Raw genomic sequence first — 23,924 nt, forward strand, 5'->3', positions numbered from 1 at the left:
ACGTCAGCCGAAAACCAGCATCACGAGCTTGCCCAGGCCCAGGTCGGCGAATCCGATCATCGCCACCATGAAGGCCAGGAAGACCAGCACGACGGTCGTGTAGTTGACCATCTGCTTGCGGTTCGGCCAGATGACCTTCCGCAGCTCGCCGACGACCTCCTTGAGGAAGTTCACGACGTAGGTGATCGGGTTGCTCGACGGACCGTCCTGCGGCTTGCGAGCGGTCTTCTTCACCGCCTTCGAGCCGTTCTTGGACCCGTCGTCCTTCGAGCTGCCGCTTTCGGTGTCGGGTTTGTCCTCGACGTCGTCGGTCTGGGTGTCGACCACGCGCCGCGACCGCTTGCCGGTGGGCCGCTGCGGGCGGGTCACCAGCGCGGAATGGCTGCGGTTGTCACCGTCGTCGGTCGCCGCGCCCGTCGCTGCGCCGCTGTCGGTGCCGGCTGAGCCTGCACCGTCGCGCTCGTCGCTCACCGCTGCTTCCTTCTCTGATCGTCGGTCGTGTGCGTCACCTTCCAGTGTCCACACTTGTCGAGTATCCAGTTGAGCAGGGGCGACAGGACTTGAACCTGCAACCTGCGGTTTTGGAGACCGCTGCTCTGCCAGTTGAGCTACGCCCCTTCATGGACCACACCGCTGACCCTGCCATACGGAGCCAACACCGTTGTCCGGCGCCGGGGCCCACACAATTCGCGCGCTCCCCGTTCGGTCGATCAAGGCCCGACGGACAGCGCGCTCAACTGGGAAAACCCCGAGGTCCGAGTGTAGCGCGCCGGGCCACCGAGTTACTAATCCGCGACGCCGGCTTCCTCGCCGCTCTCACTCGTCTCGGCTTCGCGGGCGACCGGTTTGCGCACCACCTGCCCCGTCTCGGGATCCCACCCTGCCGAGATCGAATTGTCACCTTCGTGGCCCATCAGCGTGGTGAACGACTCCATCACGATCTCGCCGGTGTGGTCGGTCAGCACGTTGCGAGTGGTGACGATGTCGGCGCCGAAGCGCTCGTCGACGGTCTGGACGTGCATCGTGCCGTCGAGCCGGTCACCCTCCTTGATGGGGCGGTGGAACAGGAACTTCTGGTCGACCTGGATGATCTGCAGCGTTTCGAAGCCGACGTCGACGTGCTGGAAGAAATGCCGTTGGATCATCACCGCGAAGATCGACATGAACGTCGGCGGGGCGACCAATCCGTCGTGACCCAGGTCCGAAGCGGCGGTGACGTCGTGCGAACCCGGATCGAACGCCTTCACCGATGCGGCGTACTGGCGGATCTGCTCGCGGCCGACGACGAAGGTGTCCGGATACTTCCAGACCATCCCGCGGATGTCTGTTTTCAGTGCCATGTCCGTGCCCGCCTACGCCAGCTTCGCGACGGCGACGGCGCGACCGAAGATCTTCTTGCCGCCGGCGGTCGCGGTCAACGCGATCGTCACCGACTTGGACTCCGGATCAGTGGACTTCACGCGGCCGTTGAAGACGATCTCGGCGCCCTTGCCGTCGTTGGGCACCGGCACGACGGCGGTGAAGCGCACGTTGTACTCGGTGACGGCACCGGGGTCACCGACCCACGAGGTCACGTATCCGCCGCCGAGACCCATCGTCAACATGCCGTGGGCGATCGCGGTGTCGAGACCGACCTGCTTGGCGATGTCGTCGTCCCAGTGGATCGGGTTCAGATCGCCGGACACGCCGGCGTAGTTGACCAGGTCGGCCCGCGTCAGGGTGATGACCTTCTCGGGCAATTGATCGCCCACATTGACCGAACCGAACTCACGCAGTGCCATGTGAAAAGCCACTCTCTCCGTCTTCTTCGCTGCGTCCAGCAAGGGTGGTGTAGGACTCCTGGACGACATCGCCGTTCTCGTTGCTGACGATGTTCTTGGTGACGATGATGTCGGTGCCGTGCGCCTTGCGGATCGAGTCGATCCACACGTCGCAGTACAGCTTGTCGCCGGCCTTGATCGGCCTGACGAACTTGAGCGACTGGTCGACCTGGACGATCTGCGCGTCGCTGATCGCGATGTTGTTGGCCGCGAACATCGCCGACTGCGCCTGATAGCCGAACACCGAGATGAACGTCAGCGGGGCAGGCAAGGCGTCGTATCCCAGTTCGCCGGCCGCTGCGTCGTCGAAGAAGGCGGCGTCGTCGTTCTTGACCGCGGTCGCGTACTCCCGGATCTTCTCGCGGCCCACGACGTAGTGGTCGGGATAGCGAAAGTGCGCTCCGACGAAGTCATCCAGAAAGGACACGGGTGATGAACCTACCTAGTCGGCCCCGGCCATCGCGAGATGGACCCGGCCGGTTCGCTCAGCGCGACTCTTTGTGAGCCTGGTGCTTGCCGCAGTTGGGGCAGAACTTCTTGATCTCCAGGCGGTCGGGATCGTTACGGCGGTTCTTCTTGGTGATGTAGTTGCGGTGCTTGCACACCTCGCAGGCCAAAGTGATCTTCGGCCGTACGTCGGTACTGGAGGCCACGTCAGTCGTCCTTCTTCTTCTACGTTCAGTGCACAGGTCTGTAGCGGTGGGGGGGCTCGATCCCCCGACCTCACGATTATGAGTCGTGCGCTCTAACCAGCTGAGCTACACCGCCCCGGCCGGATCCGGGCTGGGCGCTTTCGCGTCGCTCCGCCCTTTTCCACCGAGCCCCCTAACGGAATCGAACCGTTGACCTTTTCCTTACCATGGAAACGCTCTGCCGACTGAGCTAAGGGGGCCGCGACCCACCGTCGAGTGGCGGGCCTTAAAGAGGGTACATTCTCCCGGTTTCAGGCGCCAAACCGCTGGTCGTTGCCGCTCTTCGGGCGGGTGATCGGGCTGTCGGCGCCCATTCGCCCGAGCGGGGGCCATCGTTTCGTTCCGTGCGCCGGGCGACCCTGATCTCGATTCGGCGCCCCGCGGATGCATACGCTGGCCGGTATGGCCGACACCGAGCGTCTCTACTTCCGGCAGCTGCTGTCGGGCCGCGACTTCGCGGCCGGCGACATGATCGCCCAGCAGATGCGCAACTTCGCCTACCTGATCGGGGACCGGCAGACCGGTGACACCGTCGTGGTGGATCCCGCCTACGCGGCGCAGGATCTCGTGGACGTCCTCGAGGCCGACGGCATGCACCTGTCCGGGGTGTTGGTGACCCACCACCACCCCGACCACGTCGGTGGCTCGATGATGGGGTTCACGTTGAAGGGGCTGGCTGAGCTGCTCGAGCGGGTCAGCGTCCCGGTGCACGTCAACGTCCACGAGGCCGACTGGGTGGCCAAGGTCACCGGGATCGCACGCAGCGAGCTGACCGCGCACGAACACGGTGACAGGGTTCTGGTCGGCGACATCGACATCGAGCTGCTGCACACCCCGGGCCACACGCCGGGCAGCCAGTGCTTCCTGCTCGACGGTCGGCTGGTCGCCGGCGACACCCTGTTCCTGGAGGGTTGCGGCCGCACCGACTTCCCCGGCGGCAACGTCGACGACATGTTCCGCAGCCTGCAGGCGCTGGCGCGCCTGCCCGGTGACCCGACCGTGTTCCCCGGCCACTGGTACTCGGCGGAGCCGAGCGCCGCACTGTCGGAGGTGCGCGGCAGCAACTACGTCTACCGGGCGGGCAACCTGGACCAGTGGCGCATGCTGATGGGCGGCTGATCCGGAGAAAGCGGTGATGCCGCCCGATGAGGACCAGCCGCACGTGTCTGCCGGCTGGTATCCCGACCCGAACGGGTCGGGTGGGCACCGTTACTGGGACGGCCACACCTGGACCGGGTACCGGGCAGCCCCAGCGCCTCCGCGGCCCGCACTCGACGACGGCAGGCACACCTTGCTGGTGCGGTATCTGGTCATCTGTCTGGGGCTGCTGGCGGTGCTGCTCGCGCTGATCATCTACGCGGCATGCAGCGTCGGGGACACCTCGATGATCGTCCCCGCCGCCGCGCCCCGGGACACCGCCGTCCCCGCAGCGGTCGATCTGCCCGGAATCGCCCGCTGAGCAGGCCGTTCTGGCAAAGTAGGACCCGGCGCCGTCAGCAGTCTCACGTCGGGGGTCTTCGTGAAGAACATCGCGCTGTGTTTCGACCGTGTCCGTGATCGGCGCGGCCCGGGAACCTCGCCGGGTGTTGCCACCAATGCCGCCGCGCTGACCGAGCTGCTCGTCGCCGACGACCAGCAGTTGGTGTGGTGGTGTCCCTGCCCCACCGACGTCCACCGGTTCACGTCCCGCCGTACGCACCTGGACTCGGCGCGCGCCCGCGTCGCCGCGGCCTACACCGTGCTCGTGGAGCGTTGGTCGCCCGGCGACCGCCTCTTCCTGTTCGGGTCCGGACGCGGAGCCGCGTGCGCCCAGGCCCTGGCCCGCCTCCTCGGCGCCGTGGGCGTCGTGCGCGCCGCCGAGCTGACCGGGTGGACGACCGCCGAGTTCCGCCAGTACGTGCTGGCCACCTACGCCGTGCCGCGCACGCCGCGCGAACCGTCGGACTGGCAGCGGGTGCGGGAACTGGCGAGCCAGATCTCCGGGGGCGACGACGTCGCCGTCGAGGTGCAGTATCTGGGTCTGTGGGACAGCACGCCCGTCCCCGGTACCCCGCGGGCGGGCGCTCTCGAGACGCTGCCCTCTGTGCGCGCCGCGCGTCACGCCCGCGCCATCGACGGCAGCGCCCACTCGCTCGCCCCGACTGTCGGTCCCGACTCGCCTGGCATCGAAGAGGTCTGGTTCCGCGGAGCGCACTGCGACGTGGCGGGCGGCCCGCACGCCTGCGCGGCGCTGGCCGAGCTGTCCCTGGACTGGGTGCTCGACGGCGCGGTTCGCGCCGGCATAGTGATCGATCCGTCAGTCCGGGCCCACGGCGCGCTGGCGCCGGATCTCGCCGACATCGCCCCCACTCATCTGCGTCCGCTGCCCGGCGCCCGTGTGCCCGCCGGCGCGGCAGTCCACGCGAGTGTGCAGACCTACCTGCGGGCACATCCGTCCTATTGGCGGCGGTTGCCGGCCCACTTCGTGTGGGCCGACCCGGAATGGGCCGCCCGCGCCGAACGGCTGGCGGATCCGGTGGAGGTGCGTGGACCGCAGCTGGTGGGTTCTGGCTGAACGGCTCGTCACCCCGGGGGCGCCGACGGCGAGAACGCTGCTACGTTCGGTCCGGCTGAACCCGACAGGAGGACCATGACCGGCATCGTTTCCTACGAACTCGCGGACTCCGTGGCGACCATCGCTCTGGACGACGGCAAGGTCAACGTCCTCGGGCCCGCCATGCAGAGCGCCATCAACGAAGCGCTGGACCGGGCCGAGGCCGACTCCGCCAAGGCCGTGGTGCTGGCGGGAAACTCGCGGGTGTTCAGCGGCGGGTTCGACCTGGCGGTCTTCCAGTCCGGTGATCCGGCGGCAGCGCTGGGCATGCTCTCGGGCGGGTTCGAGCTGGCGGTGCGGACGTTGACCTTCCCGGTGCCGGTGATCATCGCCGCGACCGGGCCGGCCATCGCGATGGGCTCGTTTCTGCTGTGCTCGGCCGATCACCGCGTCGGCGGCCCGAAGTCGCGATGCCAGGCCATCGAGGTGGCGATCGGCATGACCATCCCGATCTCGGCCATCGAGATGATGCGGATGCGGTTGACGCCGGCGGCGTTCCAGCGCGCCACGGCCCTGGCATCGACCTATGTCGGGGACGAGGCGATCGCGGCGGGCTGGCTCGACGAGATCGTCGACGCCGATCAGGTCCTGTCCCGGGCCCAGCAGGTGGCCCAGGAGGCGGCCACGACGCTGAACGCCGGGGCTCATCTGGCCACCAAACTCAAGGCGCGGGAGAACGCACTGAAGGCGATCCGGGCCGGAATCGACGGCCTGGCCCAGGAGTTCACGCTCGGCTAGGTATCGGCGGGCTGGGCCCACGCGGAATAGGATTCCTGGCTGTGATCGCAGGCCCGATCGCAGCCCTGACTTCTCACACAGCGCGCCCAGCCCCGGCAGCGTCGGCGATGATGATGCGGTGACACATGTGCGCGGTCGGGTGTGGCGGCACGGCAAACCCGTCGACGACTTCGTCTTCAGCGAGATATCGGACTGCCTGGCCGCCGCGGACACGTTGGTGTGGTGCGACATCTACGACCCGGACCACGAGATCCTCACCGACCTGGCCGAGGAGCTCGCCCTCAATGCGTGGGCGGTCGAGGATGCGCTCGCCGACGCCGAACGCACCAAGGCCGTCGTCTACAAGACGCACACGTTCTTCACCGTCTACGGCGTGACGGTCAAGTCGCCGGCGCCGGAGGACATGTCGGAGTCCACCCTGGAGATCCACCGCATCTCCGGGTTCGTGCTGCCCCGCGGCCTGATCACGGTGCGACTGTCGCCGCACTTCGACATCGACACCGTCTCACGCCGATTCGACGAGCTCGGCGGTCAGGAGCACGGGGTCGGCTCGCTCGTGCACGGGCTGCTCGACGTCATCGTCGACGGTCACTTCGACGCGGTCCAGGCCCTCGATGACGGCATCGAGGGCCTGGAGGACGATTTGTTCGACGGGTCGGCCCGGGCAGACCTGCAGCGCAGGACATTTCAGTTGCGCAAAGACCTGGTCGCGTTGCGCCGCGTGGTGCTGCCGATGCGCGAAGTGGTCACGGTGATCCAGCACCGCCGGATGGACGCCAAGACGGCTCCCGAGCTCGACCCGGTCTACGCCGATCTCTACGACCACGTGCTGCGCGCCTCGGAGTGGACGGAGTCGCTGCGCGACATGGTCACCACGGTGTTCGAGACGAACCTGTCGATGCAGGACGCCCGCCTGAACGTGGTGATGAAGAAGCTCACCGGATGGGCCGCGATCATCGCCGTGCCCACCGCGATCACCGGCTTCTACGGCCAGAACGTCGTCTATCCGGGCATCGACACGGTCGGCGGTTTCGTCACCAGCTCGGCGGTGATCGTGCTGTTGGTGATCGTGCTGTTCGTGATGTTCAGGAAACGGGACTGGTTGTAGCGACCAGCCGCCCCACGATGTCGCCGCCGTCGTGGTAGGTCGCGACGAAGCCGTCGCGCTGGTCCACCACACGGCATCGCTCGTACGGGCCTCCCCAGCCGCGGTAGGCCAACCGGGATGTGCCTATCGTGCACGAGAACCCGCTTGCGGTGTCCCATTGTGCGGGGACCCCGGCGGCGGTCAGGCCGGCGACGCGTCCCTGCAGGGCCGCGTCGCGCCAGTGCTCGGAGACGACCTGTCGGCCGGCGGCGACGTTGTAGGCCAGCGTGACATCGCCGGCGGCGTAGATGTTGCGCGCCGACGTGCGCATCTGCTCGTCGACGACGATCCGTCCGGCGCGGATGGTCAGGCCGGCTTCGGCGGCGAGCCGCACGTCGGGCCGCACGCCGGTCGCCGCCACCACGACGTCCCCGTCGACACTCTCACCGCCGGCGAGGACCACGCCCGACTCCACGACCGCCGTGACATCGGCCGATCCGACGAAGCGCACCCCGGCGTCGAAGAGCATCTTGACCACCCGCTCGCCGACGTCGACACCGAATCGTCGCAGCAGCGGCACCGGTTCGGGCGCGACGACGGTGGTGGCCACTCCGAGCGCGGCGAGGCAGCCCGCGGCCTCACAGCCGATCAGACCCGCGCCGATCACCACGGCGGTGCCGGCGTGCCGTGCCGCCATCTTCAACGCCACCGCATCGGCGAACGAGCGCAGCGGCTGCGCGGTGCGGCCGCCGGGCACGGCCGGTGGTACCGGGGCGGCACCGGAGGCGATCACCAGATGCCAGTAGGGGTAGCGGGCACCGCCCGCGGTGACGACCTCCTGGGCGTCGACGTCGATGCGCTGCACCGTCACACCGCGCAGCAGGTCGATGCGGTTGCGCTCGAACCAGCCCTCACTGTGCAGATCGAGGTCGGCGGGCCGCCCGCACAGGAACTGCTTGCTCAGCGGCGGTTTGGCGTAGGGCAGGGCGGGGTCGCTGGACAGGATGCGCACAGGAATGCCGCGGTGCCGGGCGCGGAACGTCTCCGCCGCGCTGACACCGGCAGGACCACTGCCGATGGCCACCAGACCTGCCGCCACCATGTCGGAGGAATACCACCGCACCGATGCGGCGAACCCTGACGCTGCGTGGAGGTCAGCGTTTGGTCAGATCGGCCGTCGGCACGTCGGCCGAACAACCGTTGAGCAGCGACGATCGGTGTGCAACCATCTGCGCATGGAGCCGGACGGGGACCCCGAGGCGCGCATCCGCGACCTCGAGCGCCCGCTTGCCCAGCAGGCCGACGCCAGCGAACTGGGCACCCGACCGTATCGATCGGCACCCCCCTCTGACGGATCAGGTCCGCAGTATTGGCATCAGGACGTCCCGGGCCATGTCCAGCCCCCGCCGTGGTCGGCGCCTCCGCCGTCCGGTCCGCAGTGGGGTTCGCCGTACTATTCGCCGCCTCAGCATGTGGTGCGCAAGAGCAGCAGACTGCTGTGGGTGCTACCGCTGACCATCCTCGGGGTGGTCGTGATCGGAATGGCGGCGTTGCTCGCCGTGCACGTCGCCCGGACCGCCGGACCCGGGACCGACGGTCCCGGCACGCCCACGATCGCGGGCGGCGGCGGGCGGCTCGACACGCCCGTCGCCGAGCCGCGCGAGCCGCGCACCGTCGAGGCCGATCCAGCCCCCACCGTCGTCGCTGGCCAGTCGCTGAGCGTCAGCGGCATCGATGAACAGCGCAGCGTGGTCTGCGCCGGCGGCGCGGTCAGTGTCAGCGGGATGCGCAACTCGGTCGACATCCGAGGTGAGTGCGCGGTGGTCACGGTCTCGGGGTTCGACAACGTCGTGACGGTGGAGTTCGCGCAGAGCATCACCGCCTCGGGTTTCGACAACCGCGTCACCTATGCCCGCGGCGAGCCGCAGATCGGTAACTCCGGCCTCGGCAACGTGGTGGAATCGGGCTGAGCCGGTCGCCGCCGCGCGGGGTGACCGTACTGTGAACGGCGATGGCGCTTCATCTCCATCGGGCCGACCGCACCGATCTGCTCGCCGACGGACTCGGTGACGTGCTGGCCGCCCCTCTGGCCGATCCGTTCGCCGAGGATCTCGTGTTGGTGTCGGCGCGCGGCATGGAGCGTTGGCTCAGTCAGCGTCTGTCCCATGTCTTGGGCGCCGGCCCCGGCGGCGACGGCGTCTGCGCCGGGGTGACGTTTCGTCACCCACGTTCGCTGCTCGCCGAACTGACCGGCACCGGTGACGAGGATCTGTGGGCACCGGACGCGTTGGTGTGGCCGTTGCTAGAGGTCATCGACGCCGGTCTCGACGCACCCTGGTGCGCGACGCTGGCCGCCCATCTCGGGCACTTCGACAGTGGTGAGGAACGTGAACTGCGGTTGGGTCGCCGCTATGCGGTGGCGCGCCGGCTGGCCGGGTTGTTCGATTCGTATGCCCGGCAACGCCCGCAGCTGTTGATCGACTGGCTCGACGGTGACACCGGGGAGCTGGGGGCCGATCTGCAGTGGCAGCCGCAGCTGTGGCGCGAGCTGGTCGACCGCATTGCCGACGACCCGCCGCACGTGCGGCATGCCCGGGCCGTGGCCCGGTTGCGCACCGCGCCCGGCGATCTGCCCGCCCGGGTGTCGTTGTTCGGTCACACCCGACTGCCCCGGACCGACCTGGAACTGCTCGAGGCGCTGTCGGTGCACCATGACCTGCATCTGTGGCTGCCACATCCGAGCGGTGCGCTGTGGGATCGACTGACCGAGGTGTGCGGTGCGGTGCCGCGCCGGGCCGACACCAGCCATCGTGGCGCCGCACATCCCCTTCTGGTGACACTGGGCCGCGACACCAGAGAGCTGCAACGCATCCTGCCCGCCGAGCGCGCCACCGACGAGCACCGCCCGGCTGGGGCCCGCCCGGACACGCTGCTGGGCTGGCTGCAGTCCGACATCGCCGCCAACGCCGTTCGCCCCGAAGGCCGATCGCTCGCAACAGATGACCGTTCGGTGCAGGTGCACAGCTGTCACGGCGCCGCCCGGCAGGTCGACGTCCTGCGCGAGGTGCTGTTGGGGTTGCTGGCCGACGACCCGTCGCTGCAGCCCCGCGACATCCTGGTCATGTGCCCCGACATCGAGACCTACGCGCCGCTGATCGTGGCCGGGTTCGGGCTCGGTGAGGTGGTGGGCGATCCCCACCCGGCGCATCACCTGCGGGTGCGGCTCGCCGACCGGGCGCTGGTCCAGACCAACCCGCTGCTGGGTCTGGCCGGGCAGCTGCTCGCCCTGGCCGCGGGCCGGGCCACCGCCAGTGAGGTGCTCGATGTGGCCGTGGCGGCGCCGGTGCGGGCCCGCTTCGGGTTCACCGACGACGACCTCGACGCCGTGACGGCCTGGGTGCGCGAGGCCAACATCCGCTGGGGTTTCGACTCGACGCACCGCGAACCGTTCGGAGTCGGCGAATTCATCCACAACACCTGGCGTTTCGGCATCGACCGCATTCTGGCCGGGGTGGCGATGTCCGACGATTCGCAGGCGTGGCTGGACACCACGCTGCCGTTGGACGACGTGAGCAGCAACCGTGTCGAACTGGCAGGCCGGTTGGCCGAGTTCGTCGCGCGGCTGCAGGCCACGGTGCAGGCCTTGTCGGGGACGAAGCCGCTGCGGCAGTGGCTGACCGCGGTGTCTGACGGCGTCGCATCGCTGACCACGGTCGACGACGACAATGCCTGGCAGGCTTCGCAATTGGAGCGTGAGCTCGCCACCATCCTGGCCGATGCGGGCCCGCGGGCCGAGACGGTGTTGCGGCTGCCCGATGTGCGGGCCCTGCTGAGGCGCCAGCTGAGCGGACGGCCGACCCGGGCCAACTTCCGCACCGGCACGCTCACGGTGTGCACGATGGTGCCGATGCGCGCCGTACCGCACCGCGTGGTGTGCCTGGTCGGTCTCGACGACGGCGTGTTCCCGCGCTCCGGTGTCGTCGACGGTGATGACGTGCTGGCCCGCGATCCGCTGACCGGTGAGCGCGATCCGCGTTCCGAGGACCGCCAGCTGCTCCTCGACGCGATCTGTTCGGCGACCGAACGGCTGGTGATCACCTATACCGGCGCCAACGAGTACAGCGGCGCCCACCGTCCGCCCGCCGTTCCGCTCGTGGAGCTGCTCGACGCGCTGGACGGGACCACCCCTGAGCCGGTCAGCGACCGCATCGTCATCCGGCATCCGTTGCAGCCCTTCGATGTTCGCAACGTGACCCGCGGTGCACTCGGCATGCCGGCCGACACGCCGTTCACATTCGACCCGACCGCGTTGACAGCGGCCGAGGCCGCCTCGACGGACCGCGGCCCCGAGCCCGGCTTCCTGAGCGGACCGGTGACCGCACCGCTTGCCGCGGACGTCGCGCTGAGCGAGCTGACCGCGTTCGTCAAAGACCCGGTGAAGGGGTTCTTCCGCGCGCTGGACTACACGCTGCCGTGGGACGTCGACGGCGTGGCCGACGCGATACCCGTGGAGATCGACGCGTTGCAGGAGTGGGTCGTCGGAGATCGGATGTTGCAGGACATGCTGCGCGGTCATCCGCCCGACCGGGCACGCCAGATGGAGTGGCGGCGCGGCTCTCTGCCGCCCGGGCGGCTGGGTTGGCGCAAAGCGCAGGAGCTGCGCGACCAGGCGGCTCAGCTCGCCACCGCCGCACAGCCACACCGCGACTCACAACCCCGCGCCTTCGACATCGACCTGCAGCTCGGCGGCGGTCGCCGGCTCACCGGCACGGTGCCCGGGGTGCACGGGCAGCGCATCGTCGAGGTGACCTACTCCAAACTCGACGGTCGTCATCTACTGGAACCGTGGCTCGCGCTGCTGGCATTGGCGGCGTGCCATCCCGGCGGTGACTGGACCGCGCTGGTGATCGGCCGAGGCCGGCGAGGGCACGAACCCGTGCAACGGCTGCTGGGCGCGCCCGCCGACGCGGTCGCCGTGCTGACAGATCTGGTCGCCATCTACGACGCCGGCCGCAGGGAGCCGCTGCCGCTGCCGGTCAAGACGTCCTATGCCTGGGCGGAGGCACGCCACACCGCCGGGTTGCCCGAACGCGACGCCGCCGCGAAGTGGAAGTGGGACAGGGACGAGCCCGCCGTGCAACGGGTTTGGGGCGTGGGCGCACCGTTGGACGTCCTGCTCGAGCCGGTGCGAGACGGCGAGGAGTTCGACGGCGAACGCACCCGGCTCGGTGCTTACGCGGCACGGCTGTGGTCACCGCTGCTGCGTGCCGAGAGGACCGGACACTGATGCAACGGTTCGATCTGCTGGGGCCACTGCCCGCCGCCTGCTCGACGACGGTGCTGGAAGCCAGCGCCGGCACGGGAAAGACTTTCGCGCTGGCCGGCCTGGTGACCCGCTACCTCGCCGAGGGCGTGGCCACATTGGACGAGATGCTGCTGATCACGTTTTCAAGGGCGGCCAGCCAGGAGTTGCGGGAGCGGGTGCGCCGGGCCGTCCTGGACACTCTGCATGCGCTCGATCATCCCCACGATCCGACCCACAATGACGTCGTCCGCCACATCGTCGACGGGTCGCCGGCCGACCTCGCCGCGCGCCGGGAACGTCTGCGTGATGCGCTCGCCGGTTTCGACGCCGCGACGATCGCGACCACCCACCAGTTCTGCCATCTGGTGCTCAGATCGCTGGGCGTCGCCGGGGACACCGACGCGGGGGTGACGCTCGTCGAAAGCCTCGACGACCTGGTCACCGAGATCGTCGATGACCTGTACCTGGCGCACTTCGGGGCGGCGCCGGGCGAACCGGTGCTGACCCGCAAGGACACGCTTCGGCTGGCCCGGGAGGTGGTTCGGAATCCGCACGCGCAGTTGCGGCCCACCGACCCCGCACCGGGTTCGGAGCCGGCCGTGCGGGTGATGTTCGCCGAAGACGTTCTGCGCCAACTGGACCAGCGCAAACGGCGGCTCGGCATCCTCAGCTACGACGACCTGCTGTCCCGGCTCGCCGACGCGCTGCGCACGCCCGACTCCCCCGCACGCGCCCGCATGTACCAGCGCTGGTCCATCGTGATGGTCGACGAATTCCAGGACACCGACCCGGTGCAGTGGCAGGTCATCGACCGCGCCTTCTCCGGCCGGTCGACGGTGATCCTCATCGGCGACCCCAAACAGGCCATCTACGGTTTCCGCGGCGGCGACATCGTGACCTACCTCGACGCTGCCCGCGGCGCCGCTGATCAACGCACCCTGAGCGTGAACTGGCGCAGTGATCGTGCGCTGGTCGACTGCCTGCAGGTGGTGCTCGGTGGCGCCGAACTCGGCGACCCCGACATCAAGGTCCGCGAGGTCTCGGCCCACCACCAAACCCGCCGGTTGACGGGCGCCCCCCACGGCGAGCCGTTTCGGATGAGAGTCGTCGGCCGCGACACCTTCGGTACCCGTCAGGGCAGCACGATCCCGATCGCGAAGCTGCGCCGGCACATCTGCGCCGACCTGGCCGCCGACGTGGCCACGCTGCTCGGCAGTGACGCGACGTTCGACGGCGCCCCGGTCCAGGCCCGCGACATCGCTGTCATCGTCGAGTTGCACGACGACGCCCGCCGCTGTCACGAAGCGCTCGCCGCCGCCGGAATCCCGAGCGTGTACACCGGTGACTCCGACGTCTATCGCTCGCCGGCCGCCGACGACTGGCTCTACCTGCTGGAGGCATTCGACCAGCCGCACCGCAGCGGCCTGGTGCGCGCGGCGGCCGCGACCCGGTTCTTCGGCGAGACCGCCGAGAGCCTCGCCCGCGGCGGCGACGAGCTGACCGACCGCGTCACCGAGACGCTGCGGGAGTGTGCCGATCACGCCCGCGAGCGCGGCATCGCCGCCGTCTTCGAGGCGGCGCAGCAGAGCGGGCTGAGCCGCCGCGTGCTGTCCTATGCGGGCGGTGAGCGGCACATGACCGACCTCGCCCACATCGCCCAGCTGCTGCACGAGACCGCGCACCGCGAACACTACGGCCTTCCGGCGCTGCGCGATTGGCTCCGCACCCAACGCGAGGCCCGCGGCGCCACCGAACACAGCCGGCGCCTCGACAGCGATGCGGCGGCAGTGCAGATCATGACGGTGTTCGCCAGCAAGGGGCTGCAGTTCCCGGTGGTGTATCTGCCGTTCGGGTTCAACCGCCGGCTGCACGACTCGGAGTTCGTCGGTTTCCATGACGGCCACACCCGATGTCTGCACATCGGCGGCCCGGACAGCCCCGACTTCAACCCGGTCACCGTCCAGGGCGGTCACGAGCAGGCCGGTGATCACATCCGCCTGACGTATGTCGCAATGACCCGCGCGCAGTCTCAGCTGGTGGCCTGGTGGGCGCCCGCGTGGGACGAGCCGAGCGGCGGGCTTTCGCGTCTGCTGCGGGGCCGCGGCCCCGGGGAGTCCACGGTGCCCGACCGGTGTCCGGACCGCGTGACCGATGACGAAGCGCGGACCAGACTGCGCGAGTGGGAAACCGCGGGCGGTCTGGTGCTCGAGGAGTCCGTCATCACCCCGGCCCCGGCACCACCGCCCATCCCGTCCCCTCACGGCTTGGCGGTGCGGCATTTCCACCGCTCGATCGACACCACGTGGCGGCGCACGTCGTACTCCGGGCTGATCCGCGACGTCGAGCCCGCCGGGGTGAGCAGCGAACCCGAAGTCGCCGAACTCGACGACGAGGTGGGTGAGACGGCAGGTTTGACACCGGCGCCGGCGGCCGCCGGCGTCGACATGCCCTCACCGATGGCTGCACTGCCGACCGGGGCCAAGTTCGGCACCCTCGTGCACGCTGTGCTGCAGACCGCAGATCCGTTCGCCGCCGACCTGGCCGCCGAACTGGCGGAGCAGGTCGAGGTGCACTCGGTGTGGTGGCCGGTCGACGTGCCGGACAACGAATTGGCGGCCGCACTGGTGCCGCTGCACGACACCCCGTTGGGTCCGCTGGCCGGCAACACCACCCTGAGGCGGATCGGTCTGCGGGATCGCCTGACAGAACTCGACTTCGAGCTCCCGCTGGCCGGTGGTGACGCCGGCGACCGGACACCCGACATCCGACTCGCCGACGTGGGCGCGTTGCTCGCCGCGCATCTGCCGGCCGCCGATCCACTCGCCGGGTATTCCACGCGGCTCAGCAGCGCACCGCTGGGGCGGCAGTCGTTGCGTGGGTATCTGACCGGCTCGGTGGACGCGGTGATTCGCCTCGACGACAGATACCTGGTGGTGGATTACAAGACGAACTGGCTCGGCACCTCTGATGCGCCGCTCACCGCTGCCGACTACCGGCAGCCCAGGCTGGTCGAGGCGATGCTGCATTCCGACTATCCCCTGCAGGCATTGCTGTATCTCGTTGCACTGCATCGTTTCCTGCGTTGGCGGCAGCCGGGTTACGACCCGGAGCGCCATCTCGGCGGCGTGTTGTATCTGTTCTTGCGTGGAATGTGCGGCCCCGCCACCCCGACAGAGGACGGCGTGCCCGCCGGGGTGTTCAGCTGGCACCCGCCGGGCGCGCTCGTGGCAGCGTTGTCCGACCTGCTGCACACGGGAGCCACCCGGTGAACCTGACGCAGTGGGTCGACGCCGGCACCCTCGATCTCTCGGACACCGTTGTCGCTCAGCGGCTTTGTGAGATGGCCGGCGAATCCGACTCTCGGGTGGGACTCGCGGTGGGCCTGCTGGTCGCCGCATTGCGCAATGGGTCGGTCTGCGTGGACCTGGCGTCGGTGCGCGGCCGGGACGCGGCGGACGTCGCGGTCGACCTCCCCTGGCCGGAGCCGCAGGCATGGCTGGCTGCGGTGCGCGCCAGCCCGCTGGCGGGCAACCCGCCGGTGCTCAGACTTCTCGACGAGCTGCTGTATTTCGACCGGTACTGGCTCGAAGAGCAGCAGGTGTGTAGTGACGTCGCGGCGCGGCTGGCTGCCTACCCGGCACCCGACGCGGCGGCGCCCGACCTGACACGTCTGTTCCCCGAGGGCTACGCCGAGCAGCGGGCGGCCGCGGAGGCCGCTGTGGCGCAACGGCTCACGATCCTGACCGGCGGTCCGGGCACGGGCAAGACGACGACAGTGGCCCGGTTGCTTGCGGCTCTGGCCGAACAGGCAGACCTCACCGGCGGCACCGGGCTGCGGATGGCACTGGCCGCGCCGACGGGTAAGGCCGCTGCCCGACTGCAGGAGGCGGTCGCCCTGGAGGTCGCGCGGCTGTCTCCGGTCGACCAGCGCCGGCTGGCGGGTGTGCGCTCGACGACGCTGCACCGGTTGTTGGGCAGCAGGCCCGACACCTCGTCACGGTTCCGGCACCACCGCCACAATCGGCTGCCGTATGACGTCGTGGTGATCGACGAAACCTCGATGGTGTCGCTGACGATGATGGCGCGGCTGCTGGAAGCGGTGCGGCCGGATGCGCGGCTGGTGCTCGTCGGTGATCCCGACCAGCTGGCGTCGGTCGATGCCGGCGCGGTGCTCGCGGACCTGGTCGAGGGGCTCGGCGACGTCGGTGTCGTGGAGCTCAAGACGCCCCACCGGTTCGGCCAGTCGATCGGGGCGTTGGCGCACGCGGTGCGCACCGGTGACGACGACGCGGCGATGGACGTGCTCCGCCGCGGGGGCGACGCCATCGGCTGGGTGGACACGACCGACGCGGTCGACGCTCTGCGCGGCTCGCTGCTCGAGCGGGCCGTCCGTATGCGCCGGGCCGCGGTCCTCGGTGACGCGCCGGCGGCGCGGTCGATTCTCGAGGAGCACCGTCTGCTCTGTGCGCATCGGCGCGGACCGTTCGGGGTCGCGGTGTGGAATCGGCGGGTCGAGGGCTGGTTGGCCGAGGACTCCGGCCAGCCGTTGTGGACGCCGTGGTATGCGGGACGGCCGGTGTTGGTCACCGCCAACGACTACGGATTGGGCGTCTACAACGGCGATGCCGGTGTGGTGGTGGCCTCCACCCAGGGATTACGGGCGCACATCGGTTCGGCGGACTTTGCGCCCAGCCGGTTGGGCGAGGTGGAGACGATGTTCGCGATGACGATCCACAAGAGCCAGGGCAGTCAGGCCGATGAGGTGACCGTGCTGCTTCCCCCACCGGAATCCCGTTTGCTGACAAGGGAATTGTTCTACACCGCAGTGACGCGAGCCAAGAAGCGTGTCGTGGTGGTCGGCCCCGAGTCAGCTGTCCGCGCGGCGATCGGCCAACGCGCGATGCGAGCCTCGGGGCTGGCCAAGCGACTGCAGAATCGGCGTCCTACAGATCCGTAGCAGGACAACATCGATACTGCTGACCACGAGGTGCTCCGGTTGCAGACGTTTGACGAGCTGGTGAATTGGCAACCCCGTCAATGACCTTACAGCCTCAACACTTGTTGGCTTGTTCGTGTTTCGTAGAACCGAATCTGCAGGAGAACCAAAGATGAAGAAAGCAAACGTGATTGCCGGTGTCGCAGGCGGGTTGTCTGCCGCTGCGCTCTTGGTGGCGTCCCCCGCCGTGGCCGAACCGGTGGTCGGCGACAACGCCGCTGACGCCGTCGCCGAGTTGAAAGGTGGCGGCAACCGCGTGTATGTCGAGAACCTCAGCGATGCCCCACTCGCCGAGGCGCAAGTGGTGGCCATCACCCCAGGGCCCGACATCCGTGAAACGATCGGTGTGCAGGATCCGTATGCCAACAACGAGAACCGCCAGGACGTCCCGGTGGGTCAGGTGTACTACCTCACAGTGGAATGACCACACAGGTGTGAGTGACAGGACTGTGCGTCCCCAGGGGCGCACAGTCCTGCTTTGCACGCACGCGTGGCGTGGGAGCCGAGATGGCTTCCACCTCCGAAATCGCCGGCGTGAAGCGCCGAGCTATCAACAACCCGAACTCATTCTGTGGCAGCTCGAAGCAGAGTGCGGTATCTCGCTGATGCGCCTTCCCGCCACGGTCCTGACCAATATGCGAACGACCCCGTCGCAATGAAATTGTCACTTCCCCCGGGTTGTTTCAACAAGAAGATCGGGGAAACCCGGTGTGTACGAGAGCTGATCGGACGATTGTGTCAAGACGTCGCAGATTGCTCCACGGCTCCGATGTGGAAAGAAGGGAGCATCACCCGTATGACGAAGAAGTTCATCACCGCCGGCGCGACTGTGGTTGGCACCGGGCTTTCGGCCCTGGTTCTGGGGCTGGCTGCGCCTGCTGCAGCGTTGCCGAACCCCGGCGACAACGCTGCTGAGGCGATCGCCGAGCTGAAGTCCGGCGGCGACCGCGTGATCGTGGAGAACCGTTCCGGCGCGCCGCTGTCCGAGGCGGACATCGTGTCGGTGATTCCGGGACCCACCATCAACGACACGGTTTACGAGAACGACCAGTACGTCATCAACGAGACGCGGCAGGATGTGCCCGTCGGCATGGTGTATTACGTCACCGTCGAGTGACCGTTCCCGGAATCGGGGCGCCCCTTTTCAGGGGCGCCCTTTTTCTTTTGGTGTACGGCTGACAAATAGACACCCATTGAGTGGACGAGAAAAGACACCGTCCGCCGAAAATCTGACGACTTTCTGACCCGGGGGCGGTGTGCGCCCGCGCCCAACCGCACCCCTTTTCGGTCCGCGCCTGTCAACCTCTGCCAACGCCGCACAAACAATCGCTAAGTTGTCGGTGAGCCGAGCACGGCTCCCGGGCCGAGTCGAGAGATCGTTGAGTCATGCGAGTTGACGGACGCGAGATTGCCGTAACAGGCAGCTTGCTTCAGCCGTTGATCCGTCGCACCAACGACATCCTGCGGCTGGCGCTGTCCGGCATCTTCCTGCTCATCGTCGTGACCAGCTCGCTGATCACCCGATACGAGTGGGAGACGCTGGAGCGATCGATCTCCGAGATCATCGGCGTGCTCACCCCGACGCAGTCCAACACCGTCTACCTCATCTACGGCGTAGCGATCTTCGCGTTGCCGTTCGTGATCCTGATCGGCCTGATCGCGTCGCGGCAATGGAAGCTGTTGGGTGCCTACGCCGCGGCCGGGCTCAGCGCACTGCTGCTGTTGTCGATCACCGGAAACGGCATCGCCGCGCCGCGCTGGCACTTCGATCTGTCCGACCGCCTGGACACGGTGTTGTCACAGTTCCTCGACGACCCGCGGTGGATCGCGATGCTGGCAGCGGTGCTGACGGTGTCCGGCCCGTGGCTGCCGGCCCGCTGGCGGCACTGGTGGTGGGCGTTGCTGCTGGCGTTCGTGCCGATCCATCTGGTGGTCAGCGCCGTCGTACCGGCCCGCTCGTTGTTGGGGCTGGCCGTCGGCTGGTTCGTCGGGGCGCTGGTGGTGCTGGTGGTGGGCACGCCGGCCCTGGAGGTGCCGCTGGACGGTGCGGTGCGTGCGATGGCGCGTCGCGGGTTCACGGTGTCGGCGTTGGCGGTGCTGCGCCCGGCCGGCCGTGGCCCCATGCTGTTGTCCGCGCGGCGCGATCGCGGCGACGGCGACGGCGAGGCACGGGCCGCCGTGGTCGAGTTGTACGGTCCTCATCAACGTGGTGGCGGCTTTCTGCGGCAGTTCTGGCGCAAGGTCCGGCTGCGCGACAGCGAGACGGCGCCGATCCAGCCGTCGATGCGCCGGGCAGTGGAGCATCGCGCGCTGATGGCCATCGCCGTCGGTGAGCTTGCGTTGTCGAACTCCACCCCGATCGCGGTGGCGGCGCTCGAGCGCGGCTGGACGCTGTATGCGCACCGCCCCGCCGAGGGCATCGACCTGCCCCGGTGCATGGACACCACCCCGGTCGCGCGGGTGTGGGACTCGCTGGCCATGCTGCACAGCCAGCAGATCTCGCACGGCGACCTGCGCGCCAAGGAGATCACCGTCGTCGACGGCACCCCGATGTTCGGCGGGTTCGCCCACGCCGAATACGGGGCCTCCGAGGCGCATCTGCACACCGACATCGCCCAACTGCTGATCACCACCACCGAGTTGTACGGCGCCGAGGACGCGGTGGCCGCCGCGATCACGGTGTTCGGCAACGAGGCGGTGCTCGCCGCGTCGCGGCGGCTGACCAAGGTGGCGATGCCCAAGCGGGTCCGCGACGCGGTGAGCGATGCCGGGTCCGTCATGACGGCGGCGCGAGACGAGGTCAAACGCCAGACCGGCGCCGACCAGATCACCACCGCGACCATCACGCGGTTCACCCGCAACCAGATCATCCAGATGGTGCTGCTGGTGGCGCTCGTCTACGTCGCCTACCCGTTCATCAGCTCGGTGCCGGTGTTCTTCTCTGAATTGCGCAACGCGAACTGGTGGTGGGCGCTGGCTGGGTTGGCGGTCTCGGCGCTGAAGTACGTCGGCGCCGCTGCGGCGTTGTGGGCGTGCGCCGACGGGCTGGTCAAGTTCCGCACGCTGACGATCATGCAGGTCGCCAACACGTTCGCGGCGACGACGACCCCGGCCGGGGTGGGCGGACTGGCGTTGAGCACCCGCTTCCTGCAGAAGGCTGGGCTCGGCGCGTTGCGGGCGACCACCGCGGTGGCGCTGCAGCAGTCGGTGCAGGTGCTCACCCACATCACGTTGCTGGTGTTCTTCAGTGCCGCGGCGGGCGCGTCGGCGGACCTGTCGCAGTTCGTGCCGAGCACGACGGTGATCTACCTGATCGCCGGCGCCGCGTTGGGCGCGGTGGGGGTGTTCCTGATCGTGCCCAAGCTGCGGCGCTGGCTGGGCAGTTCACTGCGGCCGCGGCTGAAAGAGGTCATCGACGATCTCGTGGTGCTCGCCCGGGAGCCCAAGCGGCTTGCGGTGATCATTCTGGGTTGCGCCACAACGACACTCGGCTCGGCGCTGGCGCTGTGGGCCAGCATCGAAGCGTTCGGCGGTGACGTGAACTTCGTGACCGTGACGATCGTGACGATGGTCGGCGGAACGCTGGCGTCGGCTGCCCCGACACCGGGCGGGGTGGGGGCCGTCGAAGCGGCGCTCATCGGCGGCCTGGCCGCGTTCGGGGTGTCCGCGGCGGTGGCGGTGCCCGCCGTGCTGCTGTACCGGATCCTGACCTGCTGGCTGCCGGTGTTCCTGGGCTGGCCGATCATGCGATGGCTGACCCGCAAGCAGATGATCTAGCACCACCCGCGAACGTGCGTTCCCTGTCGTTGTCGTGCGCGCGGCGCTACCGGGAATGCACGTTCGCGACCGGGTCACCGGAGGTGATACCTGCGCGCTACCGGGATTAATCTGCCCGAAACGCAGCCGTGGTTTCCTCTCATCAGACGCTGTTTCCTGACAGAGATCATGCTGGAGGCTTGATGACGAGTACCGCCGCGCCGACCTTCCTGGTGACGTCCGGGTTCTGGAAGACCCTGCCCCAGATGCCGCTGGAGCAGTATCCCGGTACCGAGGGCTTCATCGACGACGTCTACGCCAACCCCAATGGAGTGCCGATGTGCTCGGGCTACTTCGAACTGCGCAACACCGACGCGCCGCTGGACTACTACTACGACTACGACGAGATGAAGATCGTCCTGGAGGGCGAATTCCGGCTGGAGAACGTCGACACCGGACAGGTCGAGATCGCCCGCGCCAAGGACGCGATCTTCTTCCCGAAGGGGTCACGAATCCTGTTCTCCACACCCGATCGTGCGCTGGCGTTCTACGTCGGCTACCGCTCTTTCGCCCCCTGACCTCGCCGCAGCAGGAATGCGCGCACCTGCCGGCCTCGACGACCCGGTCGAGCGGTTCCGAGTCCGCCCGGGGGCGGTCACCGCACTGCGGGTCTGCGGCGGCGACCGCCTCGACGTCATCGATCCGCATGGCCGTCAGCCGGCCGAACTGACCGTGTTGTCCGCCGATCCCGCCGCGGTGCCCGGCACGGCACCCGACGCCCCGGCCAGTGTGCTGCGGCGACTGTCCGCCGGGTCCAGCGAGGCCGGCTGTGCCGCGGCGCGAATCCTGACGCTCTTGTCCGAGTATCGGATCGATCCGCCGGCCGCGGTGGCGACGCGGCTGTTCGACGGTCGCTCGCCCGCCGGTGCGCGGGCCGGTTTCACCGTCGGCGCCGACGCCGTGGTGCTGGTCGCCGCACCCGCAGCGCCGATGTCGCCGACGGCCGAGGACCCGAACCCACCGTCGGAGGTCTGGGTCGAGGTGCGCCGCGCCGACCCGCGCCGCCTCGAGGCCGCCGAGCTGCCCGAGCCGCTGGCCGAACCGTTGTGCGACATGCGCATCGACGCCATGACCGCCTCGGCCTACGAGGTTCGCGCCGGACAGTTCATCCAGGTCATCGATGTCCAGGGCAGGCAGTGCTCGGATTTCCTGGCCTTCGACGCCCGCACATTGCACGACGGCACCGAGTACGGCCTCGACGCCACCACCACGCGCACCGTCGGGGGCGGCGCCTACCCGCGACCGGGGTTGGCGGGCAAGTTCTTCGACCCGCGAGCCCGTCCCCTCGTCGAGGTGGTCCGCGACACCGTGGGTCGCCACGATACGTTCGCCCTGGCGTGCACCGCCAAGTACTACGCCGACCTGGGCTACCCGGGCCACGTGAACTGCACCGACAACTTCAACGCCACGCTGTCGCGGTTCGGGGTGACAGCGCGCGCCGGCTGGCCGGCGCTGAACCTGTTCTACAACACCGCCTTCGACGCCGACCAGCAGCTGGTCACCGACGAACCGTGGTCCCGGGCAGGCGATTACGTGCTGTTTCGGGCCTGTACCGATCTGGTGTGCGCCTCGTCGGCCTGCCCGGACGACATCGACCCGTCCAACGGCTGGATGCCGACCGACATCCACGTCCGCGTCTACGACTCCACGAGGAGGTTCTCCGTGGCGCTGGGACATCGGCTCACGCCCGACGCCGACACGGTACTCACCAAGCCGACCGCCTTCGCGGCACGCACCCGTGCCCTGACGCAACAGTTCAGCGAGTACCGCGGCTACTGGCTTCCCACCGCGTACGACAACTTCGGCCCCCAGGACGAGTACTGGGCATGCCGCGAACGGGTCGCGGTGATGGACCTGTCGGCGCTGCGCAAGTTCGAAATCCTCGGCCCCGATGCCGAAGCGTTGTTGCAGGCCACGCTGACCCGCAACATCCGCCGGCTGGCGCGCGGGCAGGTCGTCTACTCCGCGATGTGCACCGAGGCCGGGGGTGTGATCGACGACTGCACCGTGCTGCGGCTGGGCGAGAACACCTTCCGCCTCGTCGGCGGCGACCCCTACGACGGCCAGTGGCTGCGTAGCCAGGCCGACCGGCTGGGTCTTTCTCAGGTGTGGATCAAGGACTCCACCGATCATCTGCACAACCTCGCCGTCCAGGGGCCCCTCAGCCGCGACCTGCTCGCCGAGCTGATCTGGACGCCGCCGACCCAGCCCGCGCTGCCCGAGCTGGGGTGGTTCCGGTTCCTGATCGGCCGGCTCGGCGGGCCTGACGGAGTGCCGCTGGTCATCTCGCGCACCGGGTACACCGGCGAGCTGGGTTACGAACTGTGGATGCACCCCGACACCGCCGAGACGGTGTGGGACGCGGTGTGGGAAGCCGGGCAGCCGTACGGGCTGGCCCCGTTGGGTCTCGAGGCGCTGGAGCTGTTGCGGGTGGAGTCGGGACTGGTCGCCGCGGGCCACGAGTTCGACGACCAGACCGACCCGTTCGAGGCCGGCATCGGTTTCACTGTGCCGCTGAGGTCGAAACACGACGACTTCGTGGGACGGGCCGCTCTGCTCGAACGCCAGGCGCACCCGCAGCGGGCCCTGGTCGGGCTGCTGCTGGACGGCAACGAGGTCGCCGGGCACGGCGACTGTGTGCACGTCGGTCGATTCCAGGTCGGGGTGGTGACCAGCGGCACCCGCTCTCCGGTACTGGGGTCCAGTATTGCGCTGTGCCGCATCGCTGTTCAGCACGCGACCGCCGGCACCCGCGTCGAGGTCGGCAAGCTCGACGGGCACCGCAAGCGGCTCGGCGCCACCGTCACCACGCTGCCGTTCTACGACCCGGACAAGACCCGGCCCCGTTCCTGACACCGCCCACTCGTCGACTACCAG

At 68.8% G+C, this 23,924-nt stretch carries 20 protein-coding genes and 3 tRNA genes; 14 read left to right on the top strand and 9 right to left on the bottom strand.

Going from position 1 to position 23,924, the window contains the following annotated elements; all coding sequences use genetic code 11:
• Positions 1-3: 3 nt before the first annotated feature.
• The 8 genes from secE to ACEWX3_RS23590 form a co-directional block, all read right to left on the bottom strand.
• Positions 4-471 carry a preprotein translocase subunit SecE gene (gene secE, locus ACEWX3_RS23555; RefSeq protein ID WP_207064852.1) on the bottom strand — a complete coding sequence of 156 codons (468 nt, stop codon included), beginning with the start codon at positions 469-471 and terminating at the stop codon, positions 4-6.
• A 74-nt stretch (positions 472-545) separates the two neighbouring features.
• Positions 546-618: transfer RNA gene (locus ACEWX3_RS23560), tRNA-Trp, on the bottom strand.
• Positions 619-785: 167 nt separating this feature from the next.
• Entirely contained in the window at positions 786-1,340 is a 555-nt protein-coding gene (gene hadC / locus ACEWX3_RS23565; RefSeq protein WP_163673145.1) for a (3R)-hydroxyacyl-ACP dehydratase subunit HadC, read from the bottom strand.
• A 12-nt stretch (positions 1,341-1,352) separates the two neighbouring features.
• Complete coding sequence (hadB, locus tag ACEWX3_RS23570; RefSeq protein WP_374157829.1) at positions 1,353-1,781, bottom strand: (3R)-hydroxyacyl-ACP dehydratase subunit HadB; 429 nt, start codon at positions 1,779-1,781, stop codon at positions 1,353-1,355.
• Positions 1,768-2,247 (bottom strand): (3R)-hydroxyacyl-ACP dehydratase subunit HadA, encoded by a 480-nt coding sequence (gene hadA / locus ACEWX3_RS23575; protein ID WP_207064855.1) that lies wholly within the window; start codon positions 2,245-2,247, stop codon positions 1,768-1,770. Before hadA ends, hadB begins: the two co-directional genes overlap by 14 nt.
• A 58-nt stretch (positions 2,248-2,305) precedes the next feature.
• Entirely contained in the window at positions 2,306-2,473 is a 168-nt protein-coding gene (gene rpmG / locus ACEWX3_RS23580; RefSeq protein ID WP_003929651.1) for a 50S ribosomal protein L33, read from the bottom strand.
• A 41-nt stretch (positions 2,474-2,514) separates the two neighbouring features.
• Positions 2,515-2,588, bottom strand: a tRNA-Met gene (locus ACEWX3_RS23585).
• 51 nt (positions 2,589-2,639) lie between these two features.
• Positions 2,640-2,712 (bottom strand) — tRNA-Thr (locus tag ACEWX3_RS23590).
• Between the two features lie 202 nt (positions 2,713-2,914).
• On the opposite strand from ACEWX3_RS23590, the gene ACEWX3_RS23595 reads away from it, so the two are divergent.
• From ACEWX3_RS23595 to ACEWX3_RS23615, 5 genes are all read left to right on the top strand, one after another.
• Complete coding sequence (locus ACEWX3_RS23595; RefSeq protein ID WP_374157830.1) at positions 2,915-3,631, top strand: MBL fold metallo-hydrolase; 717 nt, start codon at positions 2,915-2,917, stop codon at positions 3,629-3,631.
• A 16-nt stretch (positions 3,632-3,647) separates the two neighbouring features.
• Positions 3,648-3,971: a DUF2510 domain-containing protein gene (locus ACEWX3_RS23600; protein ID WP_207064857.1), complete on the top strand. Its 324-nt coding sequence runs from the start codon at positions 3,648-3,650 to the stop codon at positions 3,969-3,971.
• Positions 3,972-4,031: 60 nt separating this feature from the next.
• Positions 4,032-5,066, top strand: coding sequence for a phospholipase effector Tle1 domain-containing protein (locus ACEWX3_RS23605; protein WP_374157831.1), 1,035 nt, complete (start codon positions 4,032-4,034; stop codon positions 5,064-5,066).
• Positions 5,067-5,141: 75 nt separating this feature from the next.
• On the top strand, positions 5,142-5,843 hold the full coding sequence (locus ACEWX3_RS23610; RefSeq protein ID WP_207064859.1) for a crotonase/enoyl-CoA hydratase family protein: 702 nt from the start codon (positions 5,142-5,144) through the stop codon (positions 5,841-5,843).
• A 118-nt stretch (positions 5,844-5,961) separates the two neighbouring features.
• Positions 5,962-6,951: a magnesium transporter CorA family protein gene (locus tag ACEWX3_RS23615; protein ID WP_374157832.1), complete on the top strand. Its 990-nt coding sequence runs from the start codon at positions 5,962-5,964 to the stop codon at positions 6,949-6,951.
• Here the strand turns inward: ACEWX3_RS23615 and ACEWX3_RS23620 are convergent.
• Positions 6,929-8,032, bottom strand: a complete 1,104-nt coding sequence (locus tag ACEWX3_RS23620) for an NAD(P)/FAD-dependent oxidoreductase (protein WP_207064923.1) — start codon at positions 8,030-8,032, stop codon at positions 6,929-6,931. The genes ACEWX3_RS23615 and ACEWX3_RS23620 overlap by 23 nt on opposite strands.
• Positions 8,033-8,165: 133 nt before the next feature.
• Between ACEWX3_RS23620 and ACEWX3_RS23625 the strand changes: the two genes are divergently transcribed.
• The 9 genes from ACEWX3_RS23625 (at position 8,166) to ACEWX3_RS23665 (ending at position 23,900) form a co-directional block, all read left to right on the top strand.
• Positions 8,166-8,900: a DUF3060 domain-containing protein gene (locus ACEWX3_RS23625; RefSeq protein ID WP_374157833.1), complete on the top strand. Its 735-nt coding sequence runs from the start codon at positions 8,166-8,168 to the stop codon at positions 8,898-8,900.
• Positions 8,901-8,941: 41 nt separating this feature from the next.
• Positions 8,942-12,217, top strand: a complete 3,276-nt coding sequence (gene recC, locus ACEWX3_RS23630) for an exodeoxyribonuclease V subunit gamma (RefSeq protein WP_374157834.1) — start codon at positions 8,942-8,944, stop codon at positions 12,215-12,217.
• Entirely contained in the window at positions 12,217-15,504 is a 3,288-nt protein-coding gene (recB, locus tag ACEWX3_RS23635) for an exodeoxyribonuclease V subunit beta (protein ID WP_374157835.1), read from the top strand. Before recC ends, recB begins: the two co-directional genes overlap by 1 nt.
• 2 nt (positions 15,505-15,506) lie before the next feature.
• Positions 15,507-17,192 (top strand): exodeoxyribonuclease V subunit alpha, encoded by a 1,686-nt coding sequence (gene recD, locus ACEWX3_RS23640; RefSeq protein WP_374159930.1) that lies wholly within the window; start codon positions 15,507-15,509, stop codon positions 17,190-17,192.
• Positions 17,193-17,343: 151 nt separating this feature from the next.
• Positions 17,344-17,655 (top strand): hypothetical protein, encoded by a 312-nt coding sequence (locus tag ACEWX3_RS23645; protein WP_221349540.1) that lies wholly within the window; start codon positions 17,344-17,346, stop codon positions 17,653-17,655.
• Between the two features lie 372 nt (positions 17,656-18,027).
• Entirely contained in the window at positions 18,028-18,348 is a 321-nt protein-coding gene (locus ACEWX3_RS23650; RefSeq protein ID WP_207064865.1) for a hypothetical protein, read from the top strand.
• A 269-nt stretch (positions 18,349-18,617) separates the two neighbouring features.
• Positions 18,618-21,008 carry a YbhN family protein gene (locus tag ACEWX3_RS23655; RefSeq protein ID WP_374157836.1) on the top strand — a complete coding sequence of 797 codons (2,391 nt, stop codon included), beginning with the start codon at positions 18,618-18,620 and terminating at the stop codon, positions 21,006-21,008.
• A gap of 182 nt (positions 21,009-21,190) precedes the next feature.
• Complete coding sequence (locus tag ACEWX3_RS23660; RefSeq protein ID WP_152515628.1) at positions 21,191-21,565, top strand: ethanolamine utilization protein; 375 nt, start codon at positions 21,191-21,193, stop codon at positions 21,563-21,565.
• 16 nt (positions 21,566-21,581) lie between these two features.
• Positions 21,582-23,900: a DUF1989 domain-containing protein gene (locus ACEWX3_RS23665; protein WP_374157837.1), complete on the top strand. Its 2,319-nt coding sequence runs from the start codon at positions 21,582-21,584 to the stop codon at positions 23,898-23,900.
• The last annotated feature ends 24 nt before the right edge of the window (positions 23,901-23,924 follow it).

The organism is Mycobacterium sp. G7A2 (genome assembly GCF_041902445.1).
In the GTDB taxonomy this organism is placed as follows: domain Bacteria; phylum Actinomycetota; class Actinomycetes; order Mycobacteriales; family Mycobacteriaceae; genus Mycobacterium.